Source organism: Arthrobacter sp. B10-11, from assembly GCF_033142195.1.
Lineage (GTDB): Bacteria > Actinomycetota > Actinomycetes > Actinomycetales > Micrococcaceae > Arthrobacter > Arthrobacter oryzae_C.
On sequence record NZ_JAWMTH010000002.1, the window covers coordinates 185,635 to 208,030 of the forward strand.

The 22,396-nt window shown below is 66.5% G+C and carries 21 protein-coding genes; 10 read left to right on the plus strand and 11 right to left on the minus strand.

The features are described from left to right. Positions 1 to 65: 65 nt before the first annotated feature. From RW112_RS06560 to RW112_RS06570, 3 genes are all read left to right on the plus strand, one after another. A complete protein-coding gene (locus RW112_RS06560) occupies positions 66 to 3,278 on the plus strand; it encodes a DNA polymerase III subunit gamma and tau (RefSeq protein WP_317780997.1) in 3,213 nt (1,070 codons plus the stop codon). Positions 3,279 to 3,428: 150 nt separating this feature from the next. Beyond that, positions 3,429 to 4,028 (plus strand): recombination mediator RecR, encoded by a 600-nt coding sequence (gene recR, locus RW112_RS06565; protein WP_205651440.1) that lies wholly within the window; start codon positions 3,429 to 3,431, stop codon positions 4,026 to 4,028. A 181-nt stretch (positions 4,029 to 4,209) separates the two neighbouring features. Then, positions 4,210 to 5,568 carry an aspartate kinase gene (locus RW112_RS06570; protein ID WP_317780998.1) on the plus strand — a complete coding sequence of 453 codons (1,359 nt, stop codon included), beginning with the start codon at positions 4,210 to 4,212 and terminating at the stop codon, positions 5,566 to 5,568. A 102-nt stretch (positions 5,569 to 5,670) separates the two neighbouring features. Here RW112_RS06570 and RW112_RS06575 read toward each other — a convergent pair whose 3' ends face one another. Together RW112_RS06575 and RW112_RS06580 are read right to left on the minus strand one after the other, a co-directional pair. Then, positions 5,671 to 5,853, minus strand: coding sequence for a hypothetical protein (locus RW112_RS06575; RefSeq protein WP_317780999.1), 183 nt, complete (start codon positions 5,851 to 5,853; stop codon positions 5,671 to 5,673). Positions 5,854 to 5,997: 144 nt separating this feature from the next. Then, positions 5,998 to 6,225 (minus strand): hypothetical protein, encoded by a 228-nt coding sequence (locus RW112_RS06580; RefSeq protein ID WP_305939645.1) that lies wholly within the window; start codon positions 6,223 to 6,225, stop codon positions 5,998 to 6,000. Positions 6,226 to 6,304: 79 nt separating this feature from the next. Between RW112_RS06580 and RW112_RS06585 the strand changes: the two genes are divergently transcribed. Beyond that, a complete protein-coding gene (locus RW112_RS06585) occupies positions 6,305 to 6,802 on the plus strand; it encodes a MarR family transcriptional regulator (protein WP_317781000.1) in 498 nt (165 codons plus the stop codon). On the opposite strand, the gene RW112_RS06590 is transcribed toward RW112_RS06585, so the two are convergent. Then, positions 6,796 to 9,858 (minus strand): S8 family peptidase, encoded by a 3,063-nt coding sequence (locus RW112_RS06590; protein WP_317781001.1) that lies wholly within the window; start codon positions 9,856 to 9,858, stop codon positions 6,796 to 6,798. The two genes, RW112_RS06585 and RW112_RS06590, sit on opposite strands and share 7 nt — an antisense overlap. A gap of 308 nt (positions 9,859 to 10,166) precedes the next feature. On the opposite strand from RW112_RS06590, the gene RW112_RS06595 reads away from it, so the two are divergent. From RW112_RS06595 to RW112_RS06605, 3 genes are read left to right on the plus strand one after another with little or no spacing between them, the layout of a single operon-like run. Beyond that, the gene (locus tag RW112_RS06595) at positions 10,167 to 10,718 is read left to right on the plus strand and encodes an SSI family serine proteinase inhibitor (protein WP_317781002.1); all 552 of its coding nucleotides are present in this window, start codon (positions 10,167 to 10,169) and stop codon (positions 10,716 to 10,718) included. Between the two features lie 4 nt (positions 10,719 to 10,722). Beyond that, the gene (locus RW112_RS06600; RefSeq protein ID WP_317781003.1) at positions 10,723 to 11,667 is read left to right on the plus strand and encodes a 3-methyladenine DNA glycosylase; all 945 of its coding nucleotides are present in this window, start codon (positions 10,723 to 10,725) and stop codon (positions 11,665 to 11,667) included. Next, positions 11,664 to 12,047, plus strand: a complete 384-nt coding sequence (locus RW112_RS06605; RefSeq protein WP_317781004.1) for a serine protease inhibitor — start codon at positions 11,664 to 11,666, stop codon at positions 12,045 to 12,047. Before RW112_RS06600 ends, RW112_RS06605 begins: the two co-directional genes overlap by 4 nt. A gap of 140 nt (positions 12,048 to 12,187) precedes the next feature. Here RW112_RS06605 and RW112_RS06610 read toward each other — a convergent pair whose 3' ends face one another. Together RW112_RS06610 and RW112_RS06615 are read right to left on the minus strand one after the other, a co-directional pair. Further along, positions 12,188 to 15,319, minus strand: coding sequence for a S8 family serine peptidase (locus RW112_RS06610; RefSeq protein WP_317781005.1), 3,132 nt, complete (start codon positions 15,317 to 15,319; stop codon positions 12,188 to 12,190). A 279-nt stretch (positions 15,320 to 15,598) separates the two neighbouring features. Then, positions 15,599 to 15,784, minus strand: a complete 186-nt coding sequence (locus RW112_RS06615; protein ID WP_317781006.1) for a hypothetical protein — start codon at positions 15,782 to 15,784, stop codon at positions 15,599 to 15,601. Positions 15,785 to 16,060: 276 nt separating this feature from the next. Between RW112_RS06615 and purS the strand changes: the two genes are divergently transcribed. Genes purS through purL form a run of 3 tightly spaced genes read left to right on the plus strand, consistent with a single transcriptional unit; the run spans position 16,061 to position 19,393 of the window. Further along, positions 16,061 to 16,312: a phosphoribosylformylglycinamidine synthase subunit PurS gene (purS, locus tag RW112_RS06620; protein ID WP_011690410.1), complete on the plus strand. Its 252-nt coding sequence runs from the start codon at positions 16,061 to 16,063 to the stop codon at positions 16,310 to 16,312. 1 nt (position 16,313) lies between these two features. Next, positions 16,314 to 17,087, plus strand: coding sequence for a phosphoribosylformylglycinamidine synthase subunit PurQ (gene purQ, locus RW112_RS06625; RefSeq protein ID WP_305943430.1), 774 nt, complete (start codon positions 16,314 to 16,316; stop codon positions 17,085 to 17,087). After that, positions 17,084 to 19,393, plus strand: coding sequence for a phosphoribosylformylglycinamidine synthase subunit PurL (gene purL, locus RW112_RS06630; RefSeq protein WP_317781007.1), 2,310 nt, complete (start codon positions 17,084 to 17,086; stop codon positions 19,391 to 19,393). Before purQ ends, purL begins: the two co-directional genes overlap by 4 nt. 76 nt (positions 19,394 to 19,469) lie before the next feature. Here purL and RW112_RS06635 read toward each other — a convergent pair whose 3' ends face one another. From RW112_RS06635 to RW112_RS06660, 6 genes are all read right to left on the minus strand, one after another. Further along, positions 19,470 to 19,763 (minus strand): DUF503 domain-containing protein, encoded by a 294-nt coding sequence (locus tag RW112_RS06635; RefSeq protein WP_317781008.1) that lies wholly within the window; start codon positions 19,761 to 19,763, stop codon positions 19,470 to 19,472. Positions 19,764 to 19,851: 88 nt separating this feature from the next. After that, the gene (locus tag RW112_RS06640; protein ID WP_317781009.1) at positions 19,852 to 20,169 is read right to left on the minus strand and encodes a putative quinol monooxygenase; all 318 of its coding nucleotides are present in this window, start codon (positions 20,167 to 20,169) and stop codon (positions 19,852 to 19,854) included. A gap of 5 nt (positions 20,170 to 20,174) precedes the next feature. Continuing rightward, positions 20,175 to 20,825, minus strand: a complete 651-nt coding sequence (locus tag RW112_RS06645; protein WP_317781010.1) for a hypothetical protein — start codon at positions 20,823 to 20,825, stop codon at positions 20,175 to 20,177. Between the two features lie 14 nt (positions 20,826 to 20,839). Next, the gene (locus RW112_RS06650) at positions 20,840 to 21,391 is read right to left on the minus strand and encodes a DUF1990 domain-containing protein (RefSeq protein ID WP_317781011.1); all 552 of its coding nucleotides are present in this window, start codon (positions 21,389 to 21,391) and stop codon (positions 20,840 to 20,842) included. Beyond that, on the minus strand, positions 21,388 to 21,798 hold the full coding sequence (locus RW112_RS06655) for an MmcQ/YjbR family DNA-binding protein (protein WP_317781012.1): 411 nt from the start codon (positions 21,796 to 21,798) through the stop codon (positions 21,388 to 21,390). Before RW112_RS06655 ends, RW112_RS06650 begins: the two co-directional genes overlap by 4 nt. A gap of 40 nt (positions 21,799 to 21,838) precedes the next feature. Then, a complete protein-coding gene (locus tag RW112_RS06660; protein WP_317781013.1) occupies positions 21,839 to 22,264 on the minus strand; it encodes a CoA-binding protein in 426 nt (141 codons plus the stop codon). Positions 22,265 to 22,396 lie beyond the last annotated feature (132 nt).

The window sequence follows — 22,396 nt, forward strand, 5'->3', positions numbered from 1 at the left end:
ATTCCCGAACAGGGCGGCCGCCCGCGAGGGTCTGATTGTCAGCCCGGATTGGTAGGGTTTTCTCTGTGAGTGTTACAACCGCCCTTTACCGCAGATACCGTCCAGACTCCTTTGCTGACGTTATCGGGCAGGAACACGTCACCGATCCGCTGATGACGGCGCTGCGAAAGAACCGCGTCAATCACGCGTACCTGTTTTCCGGTCCGCGCGGCTGCGGAAAGACCACCTCGGCCCGCATCCTGGCCCGTTGCCTCAACTGCGCCGAGGGTCCCACTGATACCCCCTGCGGCAAGTGCCCCAGCTGCATCGAGTTGGCACGCGGAGGCTCCGGATCACTCGACGTGATCGAGATCGACGCCGCGAGCCACGGCGGCGTGGACGATGCCCGCGACCTCCGCGAACGCGCCACCTACGCTCCGGTCCGGGACCGGTACAAAATCTTCATCATCGACGAAGCCCACATGGTCACCTCGGCCGGCTTCAATGCCCTGCTCAAGATCGTGGAAGAGCCGCCGGAGCACATCAAGTTCATCTTCGCCACCACGGAGCCGGACAAGGTGATCGGGACCATCCGTTCGCGGACCCACCACTACCCGTTCCGGCTGGTCCCGCCCGAACCCCTCATGGCGTACCTTGAGCTGCTCTGCAACCAGGAAAACGTTCCCGTGGCGCCCGGCGTGCTGTCCCTGGTCATCCGGGCCGGCGGCGGGTCGGTGCGCGACTCGCTCTCCGTCCTGGACCAGCTGATGGCAGGGGCCGGCCCCACCGGGCTGGACTACGAGCTTGCCGTCGCGCTGCTGGGCTACACCCACGCGTCCCTCCTGGACGACGTCGTTGAAGCGGTGGCAGCCGCGGACGCCGCCACGGTGTTCCGGGCCGTGGACCGCGTGATCCAGACCGGCCATGATCCGCGGCGCTTCGTGGAGGATCTCCTGGAGCGCTTCCGCGACCTCATCATTGTCCAGGCCATGCCGGAGAGCGCCCAGTCGATCCTCCGCGGGATGCCGGCGGACCAGATAGCCCGGCTTCAGAACCAGGCCCACAACCTTGGCGCGGCCGAACTGTCCCGGGCTGCCGACGTGACCAACACCGCCCTCACTGAGATGACCGGTGCCACGTCGCCGCGGCTCCACCTTGAGCTGCTCTGCGCCCGCATCCTCCTCCCTACTTCAGAACAGACCGAGCGCGGCATCGCGGCCCGGATCGACCGCGTGGAGCGCCGCCTGAACTACGGAGGGAACGACGTCGGAGCACCCGTCGCTGCTTCGGCGGCACCCGCCGCAACGCCGGTGTCCGCTCCCGCGCCCGCCGCTGCGCCCGTGCCCGCTCCCGCGCCCGCTGCTGCGCCGGTGTCCGCGCCAGTTCAGGCACCGTCACCGGAGCAGGTTCCCGCGGCCGGGCCGGAGGCTGAACCAGCCGCCGCACGCAGTGAAGCGCCCGCACGGGAATCCCTCACTCCCCCGCGCGTCTCCACAGCCGACTGGCCGGTCGACGAACAGCTGGCCGCGAAGCGGGTCCCGTCCGGACAAGCGCCGTCCCGTCCTGCCGCTCCGCCAGCACCTGCGGCTGCGGCGCCGGTTCCAGCTGCGGCACCGGCACCTGTCGCACCCGCCGCAGTGGCCGAACCGGTGGCAGCCGAGCGGGCACCCATGAAGTCCGAGGCAAGGCAGCCCGCGGCTGAGAGCCACGTTCCGGCCCACGGTCCCGGGGGTGACGTGGAGGTCCTGCGCCGCGCCTGGGCTGACATCCTGCAGACCCTGAGCAAGATCAAGCGCAGCACCTGGGCGCTTGTCGAACCGAACGCCCAGGTGGGCCAGTTCGACGGCCAGGTGCTCACTCTGGTCTTCACAACGTCCGGGCTGGCCGGCGCCTTCGGCCGGGCCGACCACTCCGAAAATCTTCGCCAGGCAATCCACAAGACCGTTGGCATCGACTGCCAGATCAATGCGGTGTCCGGCGGCGTCCATGCAGTGCCCAGCAGTGCCGGCAGCACAGCGAGCTCTGAGCCAAACCCAAAAGCACCCGCTAAGCCGGAAGCTCCGGCGACGTCCGCTGACGTTGCCTGGGGTCTTGCCCCCGCCCCGGCCACCCCGGCCGCAGAACCCGAAGCCAGCCCGGCAGTGGCCAGCCCGGCCAGCGCACCGGCCAGCCTTCCGGCCACCGGCCCGATGCCTGACCGCGCTGCCGGTTCTGCCAGTTCTGCCGGTTCTGCCAGTTCTGCCGGCTCTGTCAGTTCTGGCGGCTCCGCCAGTTCTGGCGGCTCTGCCAGCGCGGACACGCAGCGTGAGCACGTGGTTCCAGTTGCCCCGGTGTCGCAGCCGGAAGAGGCTGCTTCCGGTTCGTACAGCTACCCTGACGACGACTGGGGCCCGCCCCTTGACGAAGATGCTCCCCCCTTGGACGAAGAGCCGCCCATGGACTGGACGCCGTCCGCTCCGAGGCAATCCGTTCCGACACTGTCCGCTCCGACGCACGAACGTTCGGCACCGGCACGACCGGCGCCGGAAAACCGTGGATCAGGCGAGCAGCCGGCCCCGACGCCGCCATCCGCCAACTCTTCAAGCGTCGCAGGCGGTACTTCCAGCGACGATCCGTGGTCCCGCGCCAAGGAAGAAGCGCCGGGCGTCTGGACCGTGGGCGCCGAGTCGAACGTTGGCAAGTCCGTGGAAGACCCGGACCGCGCGGGCCTGCCCGTTGTTCCGGAGCCTCCCACGCCGCACTACGAGCCGGCGGCGGCCCAGCTGCCCCGGCCGGTCGAGACCCCGGAAGAAGCGTCCACCCTGGGAGCCGGCGAAACCTTGCGCCCGGCGGAAGTCCGGCAGCCCGTGGGTGCATTGGTCGGTGCTGGCAGTTCCTCCGGCGCAGGCTGGGCTGCCTCCGCGCAGTATGCTCCCGCCACGGCAACCGATCCGTCACCGGCAATGGCCGGCCCGGACGTCCGGAGCATCGAGTCGGCACCGGCGGCTTACGCGTCCCCGCCAGCCCAGTCTGCGCCCGCCCAGTCCGCTCCGGCTCCGGCAGCGACTCCGGGCGCGGCCGTCAGGCAAAGCCTGTACCAGCGGCTATCCAACAGCCCCGAGGCCGAAGCCGGCCGGGCCAAGGCTCCTGCGCGGCAGGCGGAGGCCGTCAAGACCTACGTCCAGGACACGCCGAGCCCGGACGACGAAACGATCGAAGAATCGGGCGTCTTTGGACGCGCCGCCGTCGAGCGTATTCTGGGCGGAAAGCTGGTGGAGGAGCGGTCCCTGGACGGCAGCCCGATCCCGCCGCGCTTCTAGTCCGCGCCGCCGGAGGTCTGGGCACCCTCCAACGGGACTCCCACCCGGCGGCCTGGCCCCGGCCGCATTGCCTGCAGGGAATCGGCATGCCCGGGCCGCCACGCCAGCCCATTATCGATTCAACAAACGAGTCAAACGAACGAGGACATTGTGTACGAAGGTGCAGTTCAAGAGCTGATCGACGAACTTGGCCGCCTTCCCGGCGTGGGGCCCAAGTCCGCCCAGCGGCTGGCATTCCATATCCTCGAGGCGGACCCTCAGGACATGAAGCGGCTCGTGGACGCCATCACCACCGTCAAGGAACGCGTGAAATTCTGTACGGTCTGCGGCAACGTCACGGAGCAGGAGCTGTGCAACATCTGTCGCGACCCCCGCCGGGACCCCTCGGTCATCTGCGTGGTGGAAGAGTCCAAGGACGTCCTGGCTGTTGAGCGCACCCGTTCCTTCCGTGGCCGCTACCACGTCCTAGGAGGCGCGATTAACCCGATCGCCGGGGTCGGCCCGGAGCAGCTGCGGATCAGGGAACTCCTCACCCGGCTGAACGACGGCGCCATCCAGGAAATCATCATTGCCACTGACCCCAACCTTGAGGGCGAGGCCACGGCAACTTACCTTGCCAGGATGCTGAAATCCATCGGTATCACCGTGACCAGGCTCGCCTCCGGCCTGCCGGTCGGCGGTGACCTGGAATACGCGGACGAGGTCACTCTGGGGCGCGCCTTCGAAGGCCGACGCAACGCGCTCAGCTGATCCAGAACACACGGAATCCCGCCGGAGACGGCTGACGGGAATGGCTGACGGGAGGCCACCATGCGGTCACAATTCAGCGCCGCGCGGTTCCCGGCGATAAACTTGGCACATCAGTTACGCCGTCGCGCCGTTTTGGTCGCCTGGCCCCGGAACCCCGATTTGATGCAGTGAGGGTGCGCGCATGAGTATGCCCACTACCGAAGTGAAAACCGAGAACCAGCCGCATGTGCTGCCCGTGGCTGCCGCCCGCACCAAGCAGCTCATTGTGCAGAAGTTCGGCGGCTCCTCGGTTTCCGACGCGGACGGCATCAAACGCGTTGCCAAGCGCGTCGTGGACGCTCAGCGGGCCGGCAACGAGGTAGTTGTCGTGGTCTCCGCCATGGGTGACACCACCGATGAACTGCTGGACCTTGCCGCGCAGGTCACCGATTCGGCCCCCGCGCGTGAAATGGACATGCTTCTCTCCGCCGGGGAGCGCATCTCCATGGCCCTGGTAGCCATGGCCATCAACAAGCTGGGCGCCTCGGCCCAGTCCTTTACGGGCTCGCAGGCCGGCATGATCACCGACGGCATCCACGGCAAAGCGCGCATCATCGACGTCGATCCCCACCGGATCCGTACCGCCCTGGACAAGGGACACATCGCGATTGTGGCCGGCTTCCAGGGCATGAGCCGCACCACCAACGAGATCACCACCCTCGGCCGCGGCGGATCGGACACCACCGCGGTGGCCCTGGCTGCAGCGCTGGACGCCGACGTCTGCGAAATCTACACGGATGTGGACGGCATTTACACGGCAGATCCCCGCGTGGTGCCCTCCGCCCAGAAGATCGACCGCATCTCCAGCGAAGAAATGCTGGAACTGGCCGCTTCCGGTGCCAAGATCCTGCACCTGCGCTGCGTGGAATACGCGCGGCGCTTCGGCGTGCCACTGCACGTGCGTTCTTCATTCAGCCAGCACGAAGGCACCTGGGTCATGCCCGGAGCCGACGACAAGATCAAGATTCAAGAGGGAGTTGCCTTGGAGCAGCCAATCATCTCCGGCGTTGCACACGACCGTTCCGAAGCGAAGGTCACGGTGGTGGGAGTCCCCGACATCCCCGGCAAGGCCGCCGCGATCTTCCAGGTCATCGCCGATGCACACTCCAACATCGACATGATCGTGCAGAACGTCTCCACGCACGGGACGGGCCGGACGGACATTTCCTTCACCCTCCCCATCGTGGAAGGTGCCGACGCCCTGGCTGCCCTCCGTGCCGCGCAGCCGGAAATCGGCTTCGAGAGCATTGAATACAACGAGCAGATCGGCAAGCTTTCGCTGATCGGCGCAGGCATGCGTTCCCACCCGGGCGTCTCGGCCACCTTCTTCAAGGCGCTGTCCGATGCCGGCATCAACATCAACATGATCTCGACGTCGGAAATCCGCATCTCCGTGGTGACGCACGCCGACCTGCTCGACGACGCCGTCCGGGCCATCCACAAGGCGTTCGATCTGGACAGCGAAGACGAAGCAACGGTCTACGGCGGCACGGGCCGCTAAGGCTGGCCCCGCCCGGCCACTGCATACGGCAAAAGGAACGGCACTGCGGTAGAACCGCTGTGCCGTTCCTTTTGTGCGTTGTGTGCGGTTTGTCGGAGAAAGCTACTTGATGTCTTCCTTGCGGACTGCGTAGTGATGCCCCTCGGAGTCTGTCTCTACTTCGAAGTGGGCCAAGTCCTCTTCAGAAGCAGACTCATAGTCGTCATGCCTGTGAACAACGGGCAAGGTCGGATCACCCCGTGTGGCAGGTCCGAAGAAGAACCGCAGCTTGTCAGTCTGGCTCATGAAACGCTGTATCGCCTTTGCCACAATTCCCACCCCCTTTCCCTGAGTCGGGTCAAGCAGTGCTGCATTGGCCGGTTGGTACCTGTGCCCATATTTTACGCCCGGGGAACGAAAAAGGCCCCGGGCCGGTGGCCCGTAAGCGGCCTAGCGAAGGGACTTATCGTCCGGGTTCCTGGGCACCACGTAGGTGCTGCCGTCCGGCCTGCGGATCGTTTCCCACTGCTGCGTCTCCGCTTCGCGGCGGACCAGGAGGGCTTTGTTCTCGTCTGTCATCTCGTGGCTCAGGGCACTGCGGTTGGCCGGCCCGAAGATGGCCCGGAGCTTGCCGGTGGCACGCATGAACTTTTGGGCGGCATTTTCCTTGCTGGCCATTGCGGATTCCCTTTCAGAACGGTCACGTCCAATCCAGTGTACGCTAATCATTAGCCCACTAACGATCAAGGAGCGAGCAGTGACGAATCAGCGCCAGGCCGATGCCATCGAAGCGTCTGACGAAGACCTCCTGCTGGAACACCAGCTTTGCTTCGCCCTGACGGTAGCGTCGCGGAGCGTCGTGGGAGCCTACAAGCCGGTGCTGGACATGTTGGGCCTGACCCATCCGCAGTACCTCGTGATGCTGTGCCTGTGGGAGTCCAGTCCGCGCTCGGTCCGGGACATCAGTGATGCGCTGGCCCAGGAACCGGCCACCATCTCGCCGCTGCTGCGCCGCCTCGAATCCGCCGGCTACATCACCCGCGGCCGCGCTGCCGGCAACGAGCGGGCCCTGGCCGTCGGGCTCACCCCGAGCGGCGCAGCCCTCCGGCAGCAGGCGCTGGCAGTCCCGGGAACCATGATGGAGCGCTTGGGCCTGACCCGGGACCAGGTGGCCACCCTCCACCAGGCCATGACTGAACTCATCGCCGCCACCAAAGCCGCCGCCGTACGTGACGCCGCTGCAGGCGATCACTGAGCTGTCACGGCCACATTCAGCTGCGTTGACGGCCCGGTACCGAAAGTTATCAGGCCCGTCCAGTTTCCTGCCTCAAGTCCCGCCCAGCCGGCAGTAAGCTCACCGCTGGCGCCGTTTTCAATGGTGAGGGGATTGGGGCTGAGGGTCAGGTTTCCTGCGTCACCGGCAAGGATCATCACATCAAGCGACGCCGCGGTCGCCGCGTTGCCGGGGCTGGCAAACAGGTTGGCGGTCACCTTCCAGTCGCCGGCCACCGGGTCCTTGATGGAGACGGCCTCGTTGGCCGCAGGCGTAGCCCCCGGATACAGCACGCCGGCCGGCGAAACGACATACAGGTCGAAGTCCGCTGCCGGGTTGGAGGAATTGACCGCGAACCTCGCCAGGGACGAACCCGCCGGGACATTCACGATCTGAACTTCGTTCGCGGCGTCCTTGACCCCGGTGTACGGCCCCGGAACCAGGCTGATCGCCGTCGAGTTCGCTTTGGCAAGACCCTTCACGGTCATGTCGATCGGGTCGGAACTGCCGGATGTCACCGGAATAACGATGCTGCCGGTGCCGCCCGCGGAGGAGGCGTTGACCACGGCCGGCGCAACAGCGGTCACCGAACGAATGGCGACCGGCGAGCGGACAGCGGCCTCATCGGAACTCCAGGTCAGGGACCCGCCAACAAAGGCGTCCAGGGTGGCGCCGGAGTTCGTGAACTCCACCGTGAAGGTGGCCTTCCCACCTTCTTCCAGGGTCAGCACATCCGGCGTCACCACCGCCGTAATCCCGGGAACATCGACGTCGGCGCTGTAGGTTCCGGCCGTCAAGGCAGTTACTGTCCGGGTCACGGTCTGCGTGCCGGTCAGTCCGCCGATGGCGATGGACGGCAGGTTGACGTCCTTCGCCGCCACCGGGGCAACGCCCAACTGATGGCCCTGGCCCTGAAGGAAACCGAGCCAGTCGCTGGGGCCGGCGTCATACACCAGCCCGGGCGTCGCGATCCTGGCCGGGTCGACCTGGCCGGCGCCCTGGGCAAAGACGTCGTGGACAGGGTTACCCTCAGCATCCACCAGGTCGTAGGCCGTGGTCATCATCGCTGATTTCACCGTGGCCGGGGACCACAGGGGGTTCTTGCCCAGCAACAACGCCCCAAAGCCTGCAATGTGGGGTGCTGCCATGGACGTTCCCGAAAGGAAACCGAAGTTCTGGCCGGCGTTGTGGCCGGCAGGCGAGACAGCTGCCAGGACACCGACGCCCGGAGCTGCAATGTCCGGTTTCAGCAGGTCGCTGTTGGCCGCAAGGGTGGGCCCGCGGGAGGAGAACCCGGCGATCTGCGGGACCGGTGGCGGATCCAGGCCGGTAGTGTCGGTGGCCACCAGGCTCGCCGTCAGCGCCGCGTCGGCCGCAACCGCCTCTTTGACGGCGGGGTCTTCAACGTGGACCGTAGGAACACTGTGCAGGTCCACGTCCAGCGAGTTGGGCGTCAGGTTGACCAGGACCATGCCGACGCCGCCTGCCTGGTCCACGGTCAGGCTCTTGGCCGTCCGGTCCACCACTCCCCTGTCACAGACCACGATCCGGCCCGCGGTCTTGGCCGGGTCCAGGGTGCCGGGTGCACACAGCGCGGCGTTGGCTTCGAGGGCGTCGGCTGTTTTCAGCGTCGCAGCGAGCGCGATGGGCGCCGCCGCAACTTCAGTGGCCATGATGCTGGCGCCTGCGAACTTCTGGCCGGTGGACAGCTCCACTGTGCCGCGAAGGCTGCTGCTGTGGGTGGAGGCTGCCACGCTGGTCATCCACGGAGCGGCATGGTTGACGGTGCTGGCCGCCGGACCGGAGTTGCCGGCTGACGCGGCCACGAAGATCCCGGCCGCCGCGGCATTCAGGAAGGCGATGGACACCGGGTCCACGGTGGAGTTGTTGGTGCCCGAGATGGAGTAGCTCAGGACGTCCACGCCGTCCTTGATGGCGTCCTCAATGGCCTCCACCGCGCTGGAGGCGAAGCAGCCGGTGGTTGCCGGGCTGGCGCCCTCCCAGCAGACCTTGTAGATGGCGAGCTTCGCGGCGGGCGCCACCCCGGAACCCTTGCCGAAGTCACGGCCGCCCACGGCCTGGCTAATGTCGCTGTTGCCTGCGGCGGTGCTGGCGGTATGCGAGCCGTGGTTGTTGATGTCCAGTGGAGAGAACGTTTCCTTCGGGGAGCGCATGGCCGGCGGCACGACTGCCTTGAAAGCTTCGTCGTAGTACCGGGCGCCGATGACCTTGCCATTGCACTCAGTGCCGGCGAATTGGTCACCCGCCTCGCAGACTCCCGCGAAGGTGCTTCCGTCCGCTTTCAGCATGGTGATCTGGTTTCCGGGCGAGAGGTAGGGCTCGCCCACGACGGGAGCTCCGGACAGCGGCTTCACCTGTTCCCCCGCGAAGAAGGGGTTGCCCGGTGTGTAGCCCGTATCCAGAACGCCCACCACCGTTCCCTTGCCGGCATTGGCTTCACCGCCGAAGTGTTCTGCCCACACTCCCCCGGGTCCGGGCAGTCCCAGGAATTCGGTGCTGGAGTAGTCGATTTTGTGCAGGCTGTCTTTAACGACAGCAAGGACGCTTCCGTCCTTGGCCAACGAGTTTGCCTGTGCCGCGGACAGTTCCGCGCTGAAGCCGTTCACCGCCAGGGTGTAGCTGTCCCTGATGGCCACGCCTTCCTCCGCCGCGAGCCGGGCCTGCTGTGATTCCAGGTGTGCCGAGTAGCGCTGGGACTCAGCGCTGCCGGCGTCGAGCTTTCCATTGGTGACAGCAGTCCCCGGGATGCCCTCAACACCGCCCGTGTAGGCGGCGAGGGGCCTGTCCTTGAGCATCACGATGTAGCGGCCCGCATCCAGGGAGGCAGTGTCCTCCGCCGGCGGGTCGGCGGCTGCCCAAGCCGGGGCTGCCAGCCCCTGGCCGATCAGCAGGGAAATTCCCAGGGCCACTGCGGCGGCGAGCCGTGATGCCGGGCTTCTGCCCTGACCGCTCCTGCCCTGGATGCTGTCCTGAACGCTTCTGTCCTGAACGCTGTAGCCCACGTGCGGATAGGTCATGACGAGCTGCCTCCTAGGTTGCCGGACCGGTGGCGTAGCCGGTCCCACCCCTTGGATGCATCCGTCCACGTCGGCGCAACGTGGGCGTGAGGCCATACATCCAGTGATGGGAGAAACATACCGGAGTGGGACCGCGGAATCGAGATGTTCCGGACAGATTTAATCAGCGGCCCGCTGGTTGCCGCATGCCCGGGCTGCACGCCGGGTCCGGCGGCCGGGCCGAACGGCAGGTCCGGCGGCCGGGCCGAACGGCAGGGTCCATCGCGGGGCGCCGGCGATAGAATGGATCAAAATGAGGAGGACCGGTAATGCGTAAGGCATGGATTCACGCACTCGTTCTGGTATCCGTTGCCGGCCTTACCGCCTGCTCTCCGGGCGGCGGCGGCCCAACGCCTTCTCCCTCGGCCACCTCTGCCAGCACCAGTGCCACGGCCACACCGTCGCCGGACACCGAAACAACCGTCCCGGCTCCGTCTCCGCCGCCGTCCTCCGCGCCCGCCACATCCCTCCCGGGCAAGGGAAACGCCGAGCTCGCCATCATGGTCAAGCCGTCGGAATCGGAACCGGCCCTGAACTACACCCTGGTGTGCAAGGACGGCGCTCCGGCGGACGAAAGCAGCCACCCCTCGGCCGCTGCGGCCTGCACCGCGTTGAAGGACAACCCTGCCGTGCTGAGCCCGGCGCCCCGTAGCACGGACCAGGCCTGCACCCAGCAGTACGGCGGACCGCAGCAGGCCACTGTCACCGGGATCGTGGATGATTCGCCGGTGGATGTGTCCTTCGCGCGCAGGGACGGCTGCGAAATCGGCCTGTGGAATGCGGCCAAGGACGTTATCGGTTCCGCGGGCGGAGTGTCCTAGGCAGATGCAGACCCTGAAGCGCGGCCCGCAGACGGTGCTGCCGGCGGACACCTGGCAGCACCTCGAAGCAGCCCACCAGGCCCGGGTCAGGCGTTACGCCGACCCCTACCTCGCCCGCCGCTCGGCCGGGAAGAAACACCCGGTGGAGGATTTCCTGTTCACGTACTACACCCAGAAACCGGGCCAGCTCCTGCGCTGGCATCCAGGCGCCGACGTCATCCTTACCGGTCCTGAGGCGGCCGCCCGCGCTGGCTGGAAGTACTACCGCATGCTCGACGACGGCGACCTCGCCGCCGCGGGGCTGCCGCCCGGGACCACCGCCGCAACCGTTGACCGCGCCGCGTTCCTGGCCGAACGCAAGGACGCGGTGCAGTTCGCCGGGATCATCCTGCACGGCACGGCGCTGCGGCCCGCGCAGTTCGGCTGCTTCGGGCTGCACGAGTGGGCCATGGTGTACCGCCAGGACAAGTTTGAGCTGCGCCACGAATACCTGCAGCTGCGCCTCGGGGCAGCAGGGACCGACCGTGTGGTGGAGGACAACAGGATCCGGTGCTCGCACTTCGACGCGTTCCGCTTCTACACGCCGGATGCCATACCCCTGAACGAACTCACTCCGAGCAGGGACAACCAGCGGTCCATGGAACAGCCCGGGTGCCTGCACGCCAACATGGACCTCTACAAGTGGGCCTACAAGCTGGCACCTGCCCTGCCCAGCGACCTCGTCATGGACTGCTTCGAACTGTCCTGGCGGGTCCGCGCCATGGATATGCAGGCGTCGCCGTACGACCTCGAGGAATGGGGCTACCCGCCCATCCCGATCGAGACCGCCGCCGGCAAAGCGGAGTACGTCGAATACCAGCGAGCCTTCTCCGCCGAGGCGCAGGAGCTGCGGGGGCGGCTGCTTGATCCCCTGGCACCCCTGATGGACGAGGTTCGGAACAGCGGATGAGCGCCGGGGCGGAGCTGGACATGGATCTGACCGTCAGGCTGACCGAGGCGCCGGGCGCGCCGCTGTACGAGTTCCGCCTCGTGGTGCGCCACGGAATAGCACCACAGCCTGCCGACCTGAAGGGATCGACACTGCCGGACCCGGCTGCGGCGCTTGCCGCCGTCGAACGCTTCGGCGATGAGGTCTTCTTCGCGCCGCGACGGGCCGACATGATGTGCACCCAGCAGTACGGCGGACCGCAGGTGGCCGTGGTCACCGGGACGTTCCACGGCCGTCCCGTCCACAGCAGCTTCAGCCTGACCGACGGCTGCGAAATTGCACGGTGGCGTTCCCTGGCCCCGCTGCTGGGCGGCACGGCCGGCTCCACTGGAGAGACGTGAAGGCCCGCACCTGAACTACACACCACCCTGAACGGCGCGGGCGCCGGACGCAGGAACGTCCCGGGAGCCTCGCGGCCGCCGGGACGTTCCTTGTAGTGGCATCTACTGGGTAGGGGCGCCCCGTGAGTGGGGCCGCCCTTTTAGGTTCCCGGGACTGCCTCCACGGATGTGACGGCCGGAGCACCGGCCGGGGCGGGTGCCGGTTCGGTGCCCACCTTGACGTTGATCCACGTCTTGATCCCGTTGCCGCCCAGGCTCAGGCGGCCCAGGTAGGAGCCCGCAGCGAGGCCGGTCCAGTCGGCCGTGGCCGTGGTGGCCGTGCCGTTGGGCGCAACGATCGGATTCGGGTTGACGGTCAGGTTCCCGGAATTGCCCTTGAATGACACCGCCTGGATCCGAGCGGACGCGGGTCCGTTGTCCGGCGTGGAGTAAAGGTTTGCCACGATGTAGTAGGTTCCGGCCCGGGGCGATTCCACGTTGAGGAACTCACTTGCCGCTGCCGTCGCCACCTGGGTGGCCACCAGGCCTCCGCTTCCGTTCGGTGCGTAGACCACGATGTCCCAGTCGACGTCCTCCGATTCGGCCTGGATGCCTAGCCGGGCAAACGTTGCGCCAGCCGGCACCTCTACTTTGACGACCGCGTTGTGCTCGTCATTCTTTGCGGCGTAGGCGCCGGGCGTCTTGGTGACGGCCGTCTCAGACAGGGGCGCGAGACCTTCCACGCCCACTGCGATAGGCGAATCTGAGCCGGAGACCAGGTCCATTGTTCCGCTACCGGTGCCGGTGGCGGAGCTGAAGGAGAACGACGGTGCAATCTGGGCGTCCACCGGACGGACCGCAATCGGTGAACTGACGGTGCGCGGCCCCTTCCACGTCAGCGTACCTGTGGTGAACTTGCCCACCGGAGCGCTGACGTTCTTGATGGTGATGGTGACCTCGCGGGTCTGTCCCGCCTTGCTGAAGTTCAGCACCTGCGGTTCCACATGGACTCCGACGCCGGGCATATCCACCACGGGCCGGTAAGTTCCCGGGACAAGCGCCGTGAGCTGGCGCTTGACCTGGATTTCGCCGACGAGGCTGCCGAGCGCGATGGACGGCAGGTTGAGGTCGCGCGCGGCAATGCTGCCGGCGTCGGGTGAGCCTGTTGCCACGCCCTGGCCGTTCAAGAAAGCCAGCCACTGCTTGACGTCCGAGTTGTACACCAGTCCCGGGTCCAGCACGCGCGTCGAGTCAATGTGTCCGGCTCCGCCTTCGAACGGGTTCACGTTCGGCGTGCCGTCGGCTTTGACCAGCGGGTAAGCGGTGGTCATCATGGCGGATTTGACCATGGCAGGCGACCACTTGGGCTGCTTGCTGAGGACCAAGGCTCCGAATCCTGCGATGTGGGGCGCAGCCATGGAAGTGCCGGACATGAAGCCGAACTGCGCGCCGCTGTTGCCGATGGTGGAAACACCCGCAAGGACGTTCACGCCCGGAGCGGAAATATCCGGCTTCAGGAGGTCGCCGCCGGAGGCCAGGCTCGGTCCCCGGGAGGAAAAGCCTGCCACCTGGGGTGCCGGCGGGAGGGGTTCGCCGGTGAGGTCGCCCTTGAGAAGGCTCACCGTGAGCGCCGGGTTGGCAGAGAGCTTCGACTTCAGCTCCAGGCTCTTGGGTGCGTTGACGTGAATGGTGGGCAGCACGTGGTTGTCTGCGTCTTCGGAACTGGAAGACAGGTTGACCAGGATCATGCCCACGCCGCCCTTCGCCTGGATTTCGAGGCTCTTCGCCGTGCGGTCCACGACGCCGCGGTCACAGACCACCACCTTGCCGCTGACCTTGGTGGCGTCCAGCGTTCCGGGACCACAAAGGTTGGCCGGCGTTGGCGCGTCCTGGGCTGCGGCGTCGGCGGCAACCACCACGGCGGCATCCTTGACTTCGGATTTCATGATGGAGGCACCGCGGAACATACTGCCGTCGGATACCTTGACGGTGCCCAGCAGGTCGCTGGGGAACGTGGAGGCTGCAACGGTGGTCAGCCACGGCGAGGCGTGGTTCACGGTGGACACGGTGGGTCCGGAGTTGCCTGCCGATGCGGAGACGAACACACCTGCGGCCGCTGCATTCAGGAAGGCCAGGGCCACGGGGTCGGACGTGCTGTTGGTGTTGCCGGAGATGGAGTAGTTGAGGACGTCCACGCCCTCCTTGATGGCGGCGTCAATGGCCTCCACGGAGGCGGACGAGTAGCAGCCGCCGGTGTTGGGGTTGTCGTCTTCCCAGCAGACCTTGTACACGGCGACCTTGGCGGCAGGGGCAACACCGGAGCTCTGGCCGAAGCTTGCGCCGTCAATCACCTGTTCCACGTTGGCGTTGCCGGCCGCGGTGGTGGCCGTGTGCGTGCCATGGCTGCCCACGTCCACCGGGGAGATGAGTTCCTCCGGTGCGCGGTGTTCAGGGGTCACGTACTGACGGAAAGAGTCCGCGAAGTAGCGGGCGCTGACCACCTTGGAATTGCAGAGGGTGCCATCGAACGAAGCCCCGGATTCGATGCCCTTCTGGCATTCACCCTCAAAGGTGGTGCCGTCCGCCTTGAGCATGGCGATCTTGCCATCCGCCGTGAGATACGGGACGCCGACCTCAGCCTTGCCCTTGAGCGGCTGGATCGCGTCCCCCTGCAGGAAAGGATTGTCCGGGGCGTAGCCGGAGTCGATCACGCCGACCACCACGCCCTTGCCGGCACCGGCTTCGCCGCCGAACTGCTTTGCCCAGGCGCCCTCGCTGCCCGTGAGTTTCAGGAAGTCGGTGGTGGTGTAGTCCGGGGCGTTCTCCACGTCCGGTGCCACCAGAAGCACGTTGCTGTCCTTGGCCAGCTCGGTTGCCTGCAGCGCGGTGAGCTCGGCAACGAAGCCGTTGAGCGCGCCGGTGAACTGCTTCGACGGGGTGACGCCCTGTTTGGTCGCGACGTCTCGCTGGGCTTTGCGGAGGTGCGCGTCATACGCCTTGTAGTTCGGGCTCCCGGCATCGAGCTTGCGGCCCTGCTGCGGCTTGGTTGCCCCGATGCCGGCGGTCCCGCCTTCGTACGCGGCGGCGGCCTTCTCAGCGAGGACCACGATGTAGCGGCCGTCTTTGTAGTCTGTCGGGTTGACGTTTGTGGCCTGCTCCACGCCGGGCTCAGCAGGCGCCGCGGTAGCGGGACCCACTGCGACGGAGGAGAGAAGCAGCGGCAGGCCAACAGCCAGCGCTGCTGCCTTCCGGAGTCCCCCGACCCGGGGAAGGCTTGTTCCTTTTGATTTCACGAGCGACTGAAACCTTTCATGAGGTACGGGTCCGGCGGTGCGGCCGGTCTCGGTCAGCTGGAAATGGGCAGCCGGACTGACAGTTCTTGTCACTCGGCGAGACCAGCCGAGTCAAACAGTACAGAGTGAGAGCCGAATATGACATAGGACACAACAGTCGTTTTACTTTTGTCACTCGAGGCTCCCGCCAGAGACGGCAAAAGGCGGCTTCCGCAGGGGAAGCCGCCTTCTGTTCAGGCCGTCCGGTCAGGTCACGTGTTCAGGTCACGCGGGGTGATGTCATTGGCGCGGAGTGCGCACCACCTCGCTGATCCAGGCGCGCGTCTTGTCGTCTATGGGGCCGGCAACGTTGGTTTCCCTGGCTGCACGGTCGGCCTTGATCTTCTGCATCACCATTCGACCCAGGCCCGCGAAAACCGCGACGGCCATAACCGGAAGAAGTACGGATTTGGGTTTCTGAGCCATGCCGCAATCCTACTGAGCCCGCCAGCGCACCACCAGTGCCGGCGTCGGGCTTTCCTTCACGCCACACCCCGCGGGGAGTGCCCCATTTCACAGTCCACCCGCGAATGCGGGTTGACGCACTGCGCCCGGTAGAATGGGCAAGCAAGCTCGCGGAGCGCTCGTTCCCGCTGTCTTATGTTTGGAGTCCGCCGTGGCTGTGAATACAGCAGCAGACCAGCGTGAGACGGCATCACTCCGCTGCGCCCTTACCCAACGCTCACGCACAGGAGTTACCGGATGCCCCGGATCGTTGTCGACGTCATGCCCAAGCCCGAGATTCTGGACCCGCAGGGGAAGGCCATCGTGGGTGCACTCCCCCGGCTGGGCTTCACCGCCTTTAGCTCTGTCCGCCAGGGCAAGCGCTTTGAACTCACTGTCGACGGCGAGGTGACCGAGGAAATCCTGGCCCAGGCCCGGAATGCCGCAGAAACCCTGCTGTCCAACCCCGTCATCGAGGACGTCGTCAACGTCGAGGTCGTCGAGGCCTGAGATGACTGAACTTCCCCTGATCGGCGAGGCAGTCGCCGTCGCCGCCCAGCCGCGGCTCGCTGGTGCGCGGATCGGCGTCGTCACGTTCCCCGGCACCCTTGATGACCGCGACGCCGCCCGCGCCGTCCGTCTCGCCGGCGGAACCGCAGTGCCGCTCTGGCACGCCGACACCGCACTTGGCGACGTCGACGCCGTCGTCATTCCCGGCGGGTTCTCCTACGGTGACTACCTCCGGGCCGGCGCCATCGCACGTTTCGCGCCGCTGATGTCCAAGATCATCGACGCCGCCAACTCCGACGCCAAGCTTCCCGTGCTGGGCATCTGCAACGGCTTCCAGATCCTGACCGAGTCGCACCTGCTCCCCGGCTCCATGATCAAGAACGACCACCTGAAGTTCATGTGCCGGGACCAGGTCCTGCGGGTCGAAAACAGCAACACCGCCTGGACCCTGGACTACGAAGCCGGCCAGGAAATCACCGTTCCGCTGAAGAACCAGGACGGCCAGTACATCGCTGACGAGAAGGTCCTGGATGCCCTTGAGGCCGAAGGCCGCGTGGTGTTCCGCTACGTGGGCTTCAACCCGAACGGATCTCGCCGCGACATCGCCGGCATCTCGAACGCCGCCGGCAACGTGGTGGGCCTCATGCCGCACCCCGAGCACGCCGTGGAGGTGGGCTTCGGGCCTCAGTCACTGGATGGTATCGGCGGGTCCGACACCGACGGCCTGGGCTTCTTCACCTCCGTACTGAACAAGATTGTGGGAGGCAGCAAGTGACCACGGAAACCACCAAGAAGTTCAACATCGACACCGTCGAGAACGCGGCCAAGACGCCGGATACCGAACTCCCCTGGGCCGAGCTGGGCCTGAAGCAGAACGAGTTCGACGAGGTAGTCAAGGTCCTGGGCCGCCGCCCCACCGGCGCCGAGCTCGCCATGTACTCCGTGATGTGGAGCGAGCACTGCTCCTACAAGTCCTCCAAGAACCACCTTCGCCAGTTCGGCGAAAAGGTGACGGACGAGATGAAGAAGGACATGCTGGTGGGCATTGGTGAAAACGCCGGTGTCACCAACCTGGGCGACGGCTGGGCCGTGACGTTCAAGATCGAGTCCCACAACTCGCCGTCGTTCGTGGAGCCTTACCAGGGTGCCGCCACCGGCATCGGCGGCATCGTCCGCGACATCATCTCCATGGGCGCGCGCCCGGTGGCCGTGATGGACCCGCTGCGCTTCGGCGCCATCGACCACCCGGACACTGCCCGCGTCATGCATGGTGCCGTTGCCGGCATCGGCGGCTACGGCAACTCCCTTGGCCTGCCCAACATCGGCGGCGAAATGGTGTTCGACTCCGTGTACCAGGGCAACCCGCTGGTGAACGCGCTGGCTGTCGGCGTCATGCGCCACGAGGACATCCGCCTCGCCAACGCCTCCGGCAAGGGCAACAAAGTGGTGCTGTTCGGTGCCCGCACCGGCGGCGACGGCATCGGCGGCGCCTCGGTGCTGGCCTCGGAGTCCTTCGACGACACCAAGCCGTCCAAGCGCCCCGCCGTCCAGGTGGGCGACCCCTTCGCCGAGAAGGTCCTGATCGAGTGCTGCCTGGAGCTGTTCAAGGGTTCCCTGGTTGAAGGCATCCAGGACCTGGGCGCCGCTGGCATCTCCTGCGCCACCTCCGAGCTGGCGTCCAACGGCGACGGCGGCATGCAGGTTGAGCTGACGTCCGTCCTGCTGCGCGACCCCACCCTGACCCCGGGCGAGATCCTGATGTCCGAGTCGCAGGAACGCATGATGGCCGTGGTCACCCCGGAGAACATCGCAGCTTTCGAAGCCGTGATGGACAAGTGGGCCGTGGAGTACTCCTGGCTGGGCGAGGTGACTGACACCGGCCGTCTGATCATCACCTGGGACGGCGAGGTCATCGTGGACGTCGACCCGCGCACCGTGGCACACGACGGCCCGGTCTACGACCGTCCGTTTGCCCGCCCCTCCTGGCAGGACTCGGTCCAGGCCGATTCCTTCACCGGATCGGTGCAGGACGCCGGCCGGCCCTCCGCCCCCGCGGAACTGGCCGCCGCAGTCACCGAGCTCGTAGCCTCGCCGAACATGTGCAGCAAGGACTGGATCACCAACCAGTACGACCGCTACGTCGGAGGCAACACCGCCATGGCGTTCCCGGACGACGCCGGTGTGGTCCGCGTGGACGAGGAAACCGGCCTCGGCGTAGCCCTGGCTACCGACGCCAACGGCCGCTACACCTACCTCGATCCGTACTACGGCGCGCAGCTGGCGCTGGCAGAGGCCTACCGCAACGTGGCCACCTCCGGCGCCGTGCCGATGGCCGTGAGCGACTGCCTGAACTTCGGCTCTCCCGAGGACCCGGACGTCATGTGGCAGCTCGCCGAAGCCATCCGCGGCCTGTCCGACGCCTGCATGGAGCTGGGCATCCCGGTCACGGGCGGCAACGTCTCGCTGTACAACCAGACCGGCACCACGCCGATCCACCCCTCCCCCGTGGTGGCAGTGCTGGGCAAGCTCGACGACGTCGCCCGCCGCACGCCGTCGGGCTGGCGCGAGGACGGGCAGGCCATCTACCTGCTCGGCACCACCGCGGCAGAACTGGACGGCTCGGAATGGGCCAATATGCGCGGCCACCTCGGCGGACTGCCGCCCAAGGTTGACCTCGCCGCCGAACGTGCGCTGGGTGAAATCCTGATCAACGCCTCCCGCGACGGCATGGTTGACTCCGCGCATGACCTCTCCGAAGGCGGCCTCGCGGCAGCACTGGTGGAGTCCTCGCTGCGCTATGGCGTGGGTGCCCGGATCGCCCTGCAGGACGTCATGGACCGCGACGGCGTGGACCTGTTCACGGCGCTGTTCTCCGAGACCCAGGGCCGTGCGGTTGTTGGCGTCCCGCGCTCCGAGGAAGTCCGCTTCACGGACATGTGCACCGCCCGCGGCTTCGCCCACACCCGCATCGGCGTGGTGGACGCAGCGAGCGGCCAGCTGGAGATCAACGGCGTGGACACCCTGTCCCTCGACGCCCTCCGCGAAGCCCACGAGGCCACCCTGCCGAAGTACTTCGGCTAGGCACTAGCAAGCGCGAACGGACACTTGAGGCCCCTTGTCCCGGGGCCTCAAGTGTCCGTTCGCGCTTAGGGTGTGGTTAGTCGTCGCTGCGGAGCTCCCGCTGGCGGGCGCTGAGGAGTTCCAGTTCGGGGCGGAAGGCCACGAAGCGTTCGACGGCGGTGAGCACCTCCACGACGTGCGCGCGGTCGGCTGCCACCAGGCCTGCGCCCAGCTGCGTCCGCCGGTACTGTTCGTGGTCCCCCACCTCGGCCACGGAAACCTCAAAGCGACGCTTCAACTCCGCGAGCAGCGGCCGCACCACGGATCGCTTCTCCTTGAGGCTGTGCACGTCGCCCAGAAGGATGTCGAATTCAATCCATCCGATCCACATGCCATAAGCCTATCCACTGCTCCGTAACCGCCGTTTTGAGGGGTCAAAAGGGCCGTTACGGAGCAATCGACGGGGGGTATGGGCAGGGTCAGATGGTGAGCTCGCCCATCCGGTCCCAGCCGTCGCCGTCGAGCTGGCGGCTGATGATGCGCGGGGTCTCAGCGAGTGCCTGCGGCATGTCCGCCATGGCCTTCTGGAAGTGCGCGCTGTTCACGTGGTCGCCCGCGGCGTCGTCCTTGAAGGCCTCCACCAGCACGAACTCGTTGGGGTCGTCCACGCTGCGGGACCAGTCGAACCACAGGTTGCCGGGCTCCTGCCGCGTTGCCAGGGTGAAGTCCTCCACCAGGCCCAGCCACTTATCCGACCAGTCCGGCTTGACCTTGAATTTGACGACAATGAAGATCACGGGGGTTATGCCTTTCGTTGTGTTTCTGCGGACAGCCCGGCGGCCAGGGAATGCTCGCACTCCTCAATCGCCTCGCGGGCCCACTGCTGCTGCTGGGGCGTGCCGACGCGTTCCGCCCACTGCTCCGCCAGCTGGAACTCCACCAATGCTTCGGTGAAGCGCCCTGCCCGGTGCAGTGTCCAGCCCAGGTTGTTATGCAGCGAGACCATCCACCGCCTGGTCCGCGGGTCATGCACCGTGGACGCGTACTCGAGGGCGCTGCGGGTCCATGACTCGGCATGCGCGGGGTCGGCGATCGCCAGCATGTGCAGCGCATCGACAGCAAGGAACTCCTCGCTGAGGTGGTCTGCCAGTTCGGCGGCCTGTTCAAACAGCGGGACAGCCATCGCGGAATGGCCGCTGGAATTCAGCAGGCGACCGCGTTCCAGCAGCACCCGTACAGCCACGGTGGGCTCGTCAGCGTCGATCCCGTCCAGGAGCGCATCGGCTTCTTCATAGCGGCCCTGCAGCCCGATGGCCCGCCCCACCTGGGTGGCGAGCTCCGCCTGTTCATCGGCGTCGTACTTTTCGTCTGCGGCCGCCGCGCGGAAGCGGGCTTCCGAGCCGGGGGCGTCGTCGAAGTTCCACAGTTGGTCAAGGGTTTTCTGTTCCAGCATTCACCTGCTCCTGATCAGCTTTCACCTGCGGCCAGTTCGTGTGCACTCCCAATGTATCGGTTCGTGACATGTCTCTGCGCACGGCCCGTGACGGCACTGCCTGCGGCGTAAAACCAGCTGGACGGCCGGCTGAACGCCGTGATCTTCAGGAACACCCTGTCCTCGCCGTCCAGCTCCACTTCGAAGGCTTCCTCGCCCCGCACGGGGTGGCCGGGCAGGGTTCCGTAACCGAAACCGGCGCTTTGCGGACCGTCGCCGGGCACCGGCCGGCGGACCCACACCACCTCGCAGGGTGCGTTGATCCGGAAAGGCCCGACGCCGAATCCGCTCACCACGCGCGCGCCGGGCACCACGACGTCGGAGTCCGTGCGTACCCGCAGCCCGGACCGCTTCTGCAGCTGCCAGGCCAGGATTCCGTGGGCGACCCTCCGGTAGAGCGCCGGGCCGTCGCCGAGATATGCCTGGGTCACCACCCAAGGGATGCCATCCGGCGCCCGTCCGTGTTCGGTGGAACCGATGCCCGGGTAGTCCAGGCGGCCCCGGGCCAGGCGGCGGTTACGCGTCATGCTCCTTCACCCCTGGCGAGCCCGGCCCAGCCCAGCTGCTCACGCTGCTTGCGGCTCAGCGTGGCCACCACCAGGTCGTAGGAGTCCTCCACCATGTCCCGGATCATGTCGTCCGGTAGCGATCCGTCCAGCCGGACCCCGTTCCAGTGCGTCTTGTTCATGTGCCAGGCGCCGGAGATTTCCGGGTGGACCGACCGCAAGTGCTCGGCCAGGGCGGGCTCGCACTTGAGGCTCACGGACCAGTCCGCCGGGTCCATGGCGGACGCCGCGAACATCTTCGCTTCGTGCCGCGAACCGCCCGCCACGGCCGCGCGCACCTTGAAGACGGAGGTTTCCGGACCGAACGGAAAGTCCTCGTAGGTGCCGGGGAAGCTCAGGCAGATCTCGCGGAGGGTGTCAGCGTCCATGAAGCGAGCCTATCCGGCGTCCGGTATTTCCGGCAGGGCGCTAGATGCCCACGCGCCACCCTTCGCGGGCAGGGCACTCGTTAACCACCACGTCCAGTCCCGCCGCCTTGGCACGCTCCACTGCGGCGTCGTCGAACACCCCGAGCTGAAGCCACACTGCCTTGGCGCCCACGGCAATGGCCTGGTCGATCACCGCTCCCACCTTGTGGGAATTAACAAAGCAGTCCACGACGTCGATCGGGTGCTTTTCCGCGGGAATGTCCGCCAGCGAGCGGTATCCTTTCTCGCCGTGCACGTCATCGCCCGGGAGGTTGACCGGGATGATTTCCATGCCCATCCGGTCGCGGATATACAGGGAAACGTCGTAGGCAGAGCGCCATTCGTTGGTGGTCAGGCCCACCACCGCCCAGGTGCCTTTGGTTCGCATGAGTCGCTCAATGACTGCCGGATCGTTAACGTGGGCCATGCATCAACCTTACTCCTGCGGCCAATCCGCACTATCCCCGAATAAATGAATGAATACGCGGCCGAGGTGCCGGTAATGAACGAATATTACAGCGCCCAAGACGCGCATTTTGTGAAAATCGTGCATCTCCGA

Excerpts from the sequence above, each read along its gene's own strand:
- RW112_RS06570 (WP_317780998.1), top strand. The coding sequence starts at position 4,210 with ATGAGTATGCCCACTACCGAAGTGAAAACCGAGAACCAGCCGCATGTG.
- RW112_RS06575 (WP_317780999.1), bottom strand. The coding sequence starts at position 5,853 with ATGAGCCAGACTGACAAGCTGCGGTTCTTCTTCGGACCTGCCACACGG.
- RW112_RS06580 (WP_305939645.1), bottom strand. The coding sequence starts at position 6,225 with ATGGCCAGCAAGGAAAATGCCGCCCAAAAGTTCATGCGTGCCACCGGC.
- RW112_RS06590 (WP_317781001.1), bottom strand. The coding sequence starts at position 9,858 with ATGACCTATCCGCACGTGGGCTACAGCGTTCAGGACAGAAGCGTTCAG.
- RW112_RS06595 (WP_317781002.1), top strand. The coding sequence starts at position 10,167 with ATGCGTAAGGCATGGATTCACGCACTCGTTCTGGTATCCGTTGCCGGC.
- RW112_RS06600 (WP_317781003.1), top strand. The coding sequence starts at position 10,723 with ATGCAGACCCTGAAGCGCGGCCCGCAGACGGTGCTGCCGGCGGACACC.
- RW112_RS06605 (WP_317781004.1), top strand. The coding sequence starts at position 11,664 with ATGAGCGCCGGGGCGGAGCTGGACATGGATCTGACCGTCAGGCTGACC.
- RW112_RS06615 (WP_317781006.1), bottom strand. The coding sequence starts at position 15,784 with ATGGCTCAGAAACCCAAATCCGTACTTCTTCCGGTTATGGCCGTCGCG.
- purS (WP_011690410.1), top strand. The coding sequence starts at position 16,061 with ATGCCCCGGATCGTTGTCGACGTCATGCCCAAGCCCGAGATTCTGGAC.
- purQ (WP_305943430.1), top strand. The coding sequence starts at position 16,314 with ATGACTGAACTTCCCCTGATCGGCGAGGCAGTCGCCGTCGCCGCCCAG.
- RW112_RS06635 (WP_317781008.1), bottom strand. The coding sequence starts at position 19,763 with ATGTGGATCGGATGGATTGAATTCGACATCCTTCTGGGCGACGTGCAC.
- RW112_RS06645 (WP_317781010.1), bottom strand. The coding sequence starts at position 20,825 with ATGCTGGAACAGAAAACCCTTGACCAACTGTGGAACTTCGACGACGCC.
- RW112_RS06650 (WP_317781011.1), bottom strand. The coding sequence starts at position 21,391 with ATGACGCGTAACCGCCGCCTGGCCCGGGGCCGCCTGGACTACCCGGGC.
- RW112_RS06655 (WP_317781012.1), bottom strand. The coding sequence starts at position 21,798 with ATGGACGCTGACACCCTCCGCGAGATCTGCCTGAGCTTCCCCGGCACC.
- RW112_RS06660 (WP_317781013.1), bottom strand. The coding sequence starts at position 22,264 with ATGGCCCACGTTAACGATCCGGCAGTCATTGAGCGACTCATGCGAACC.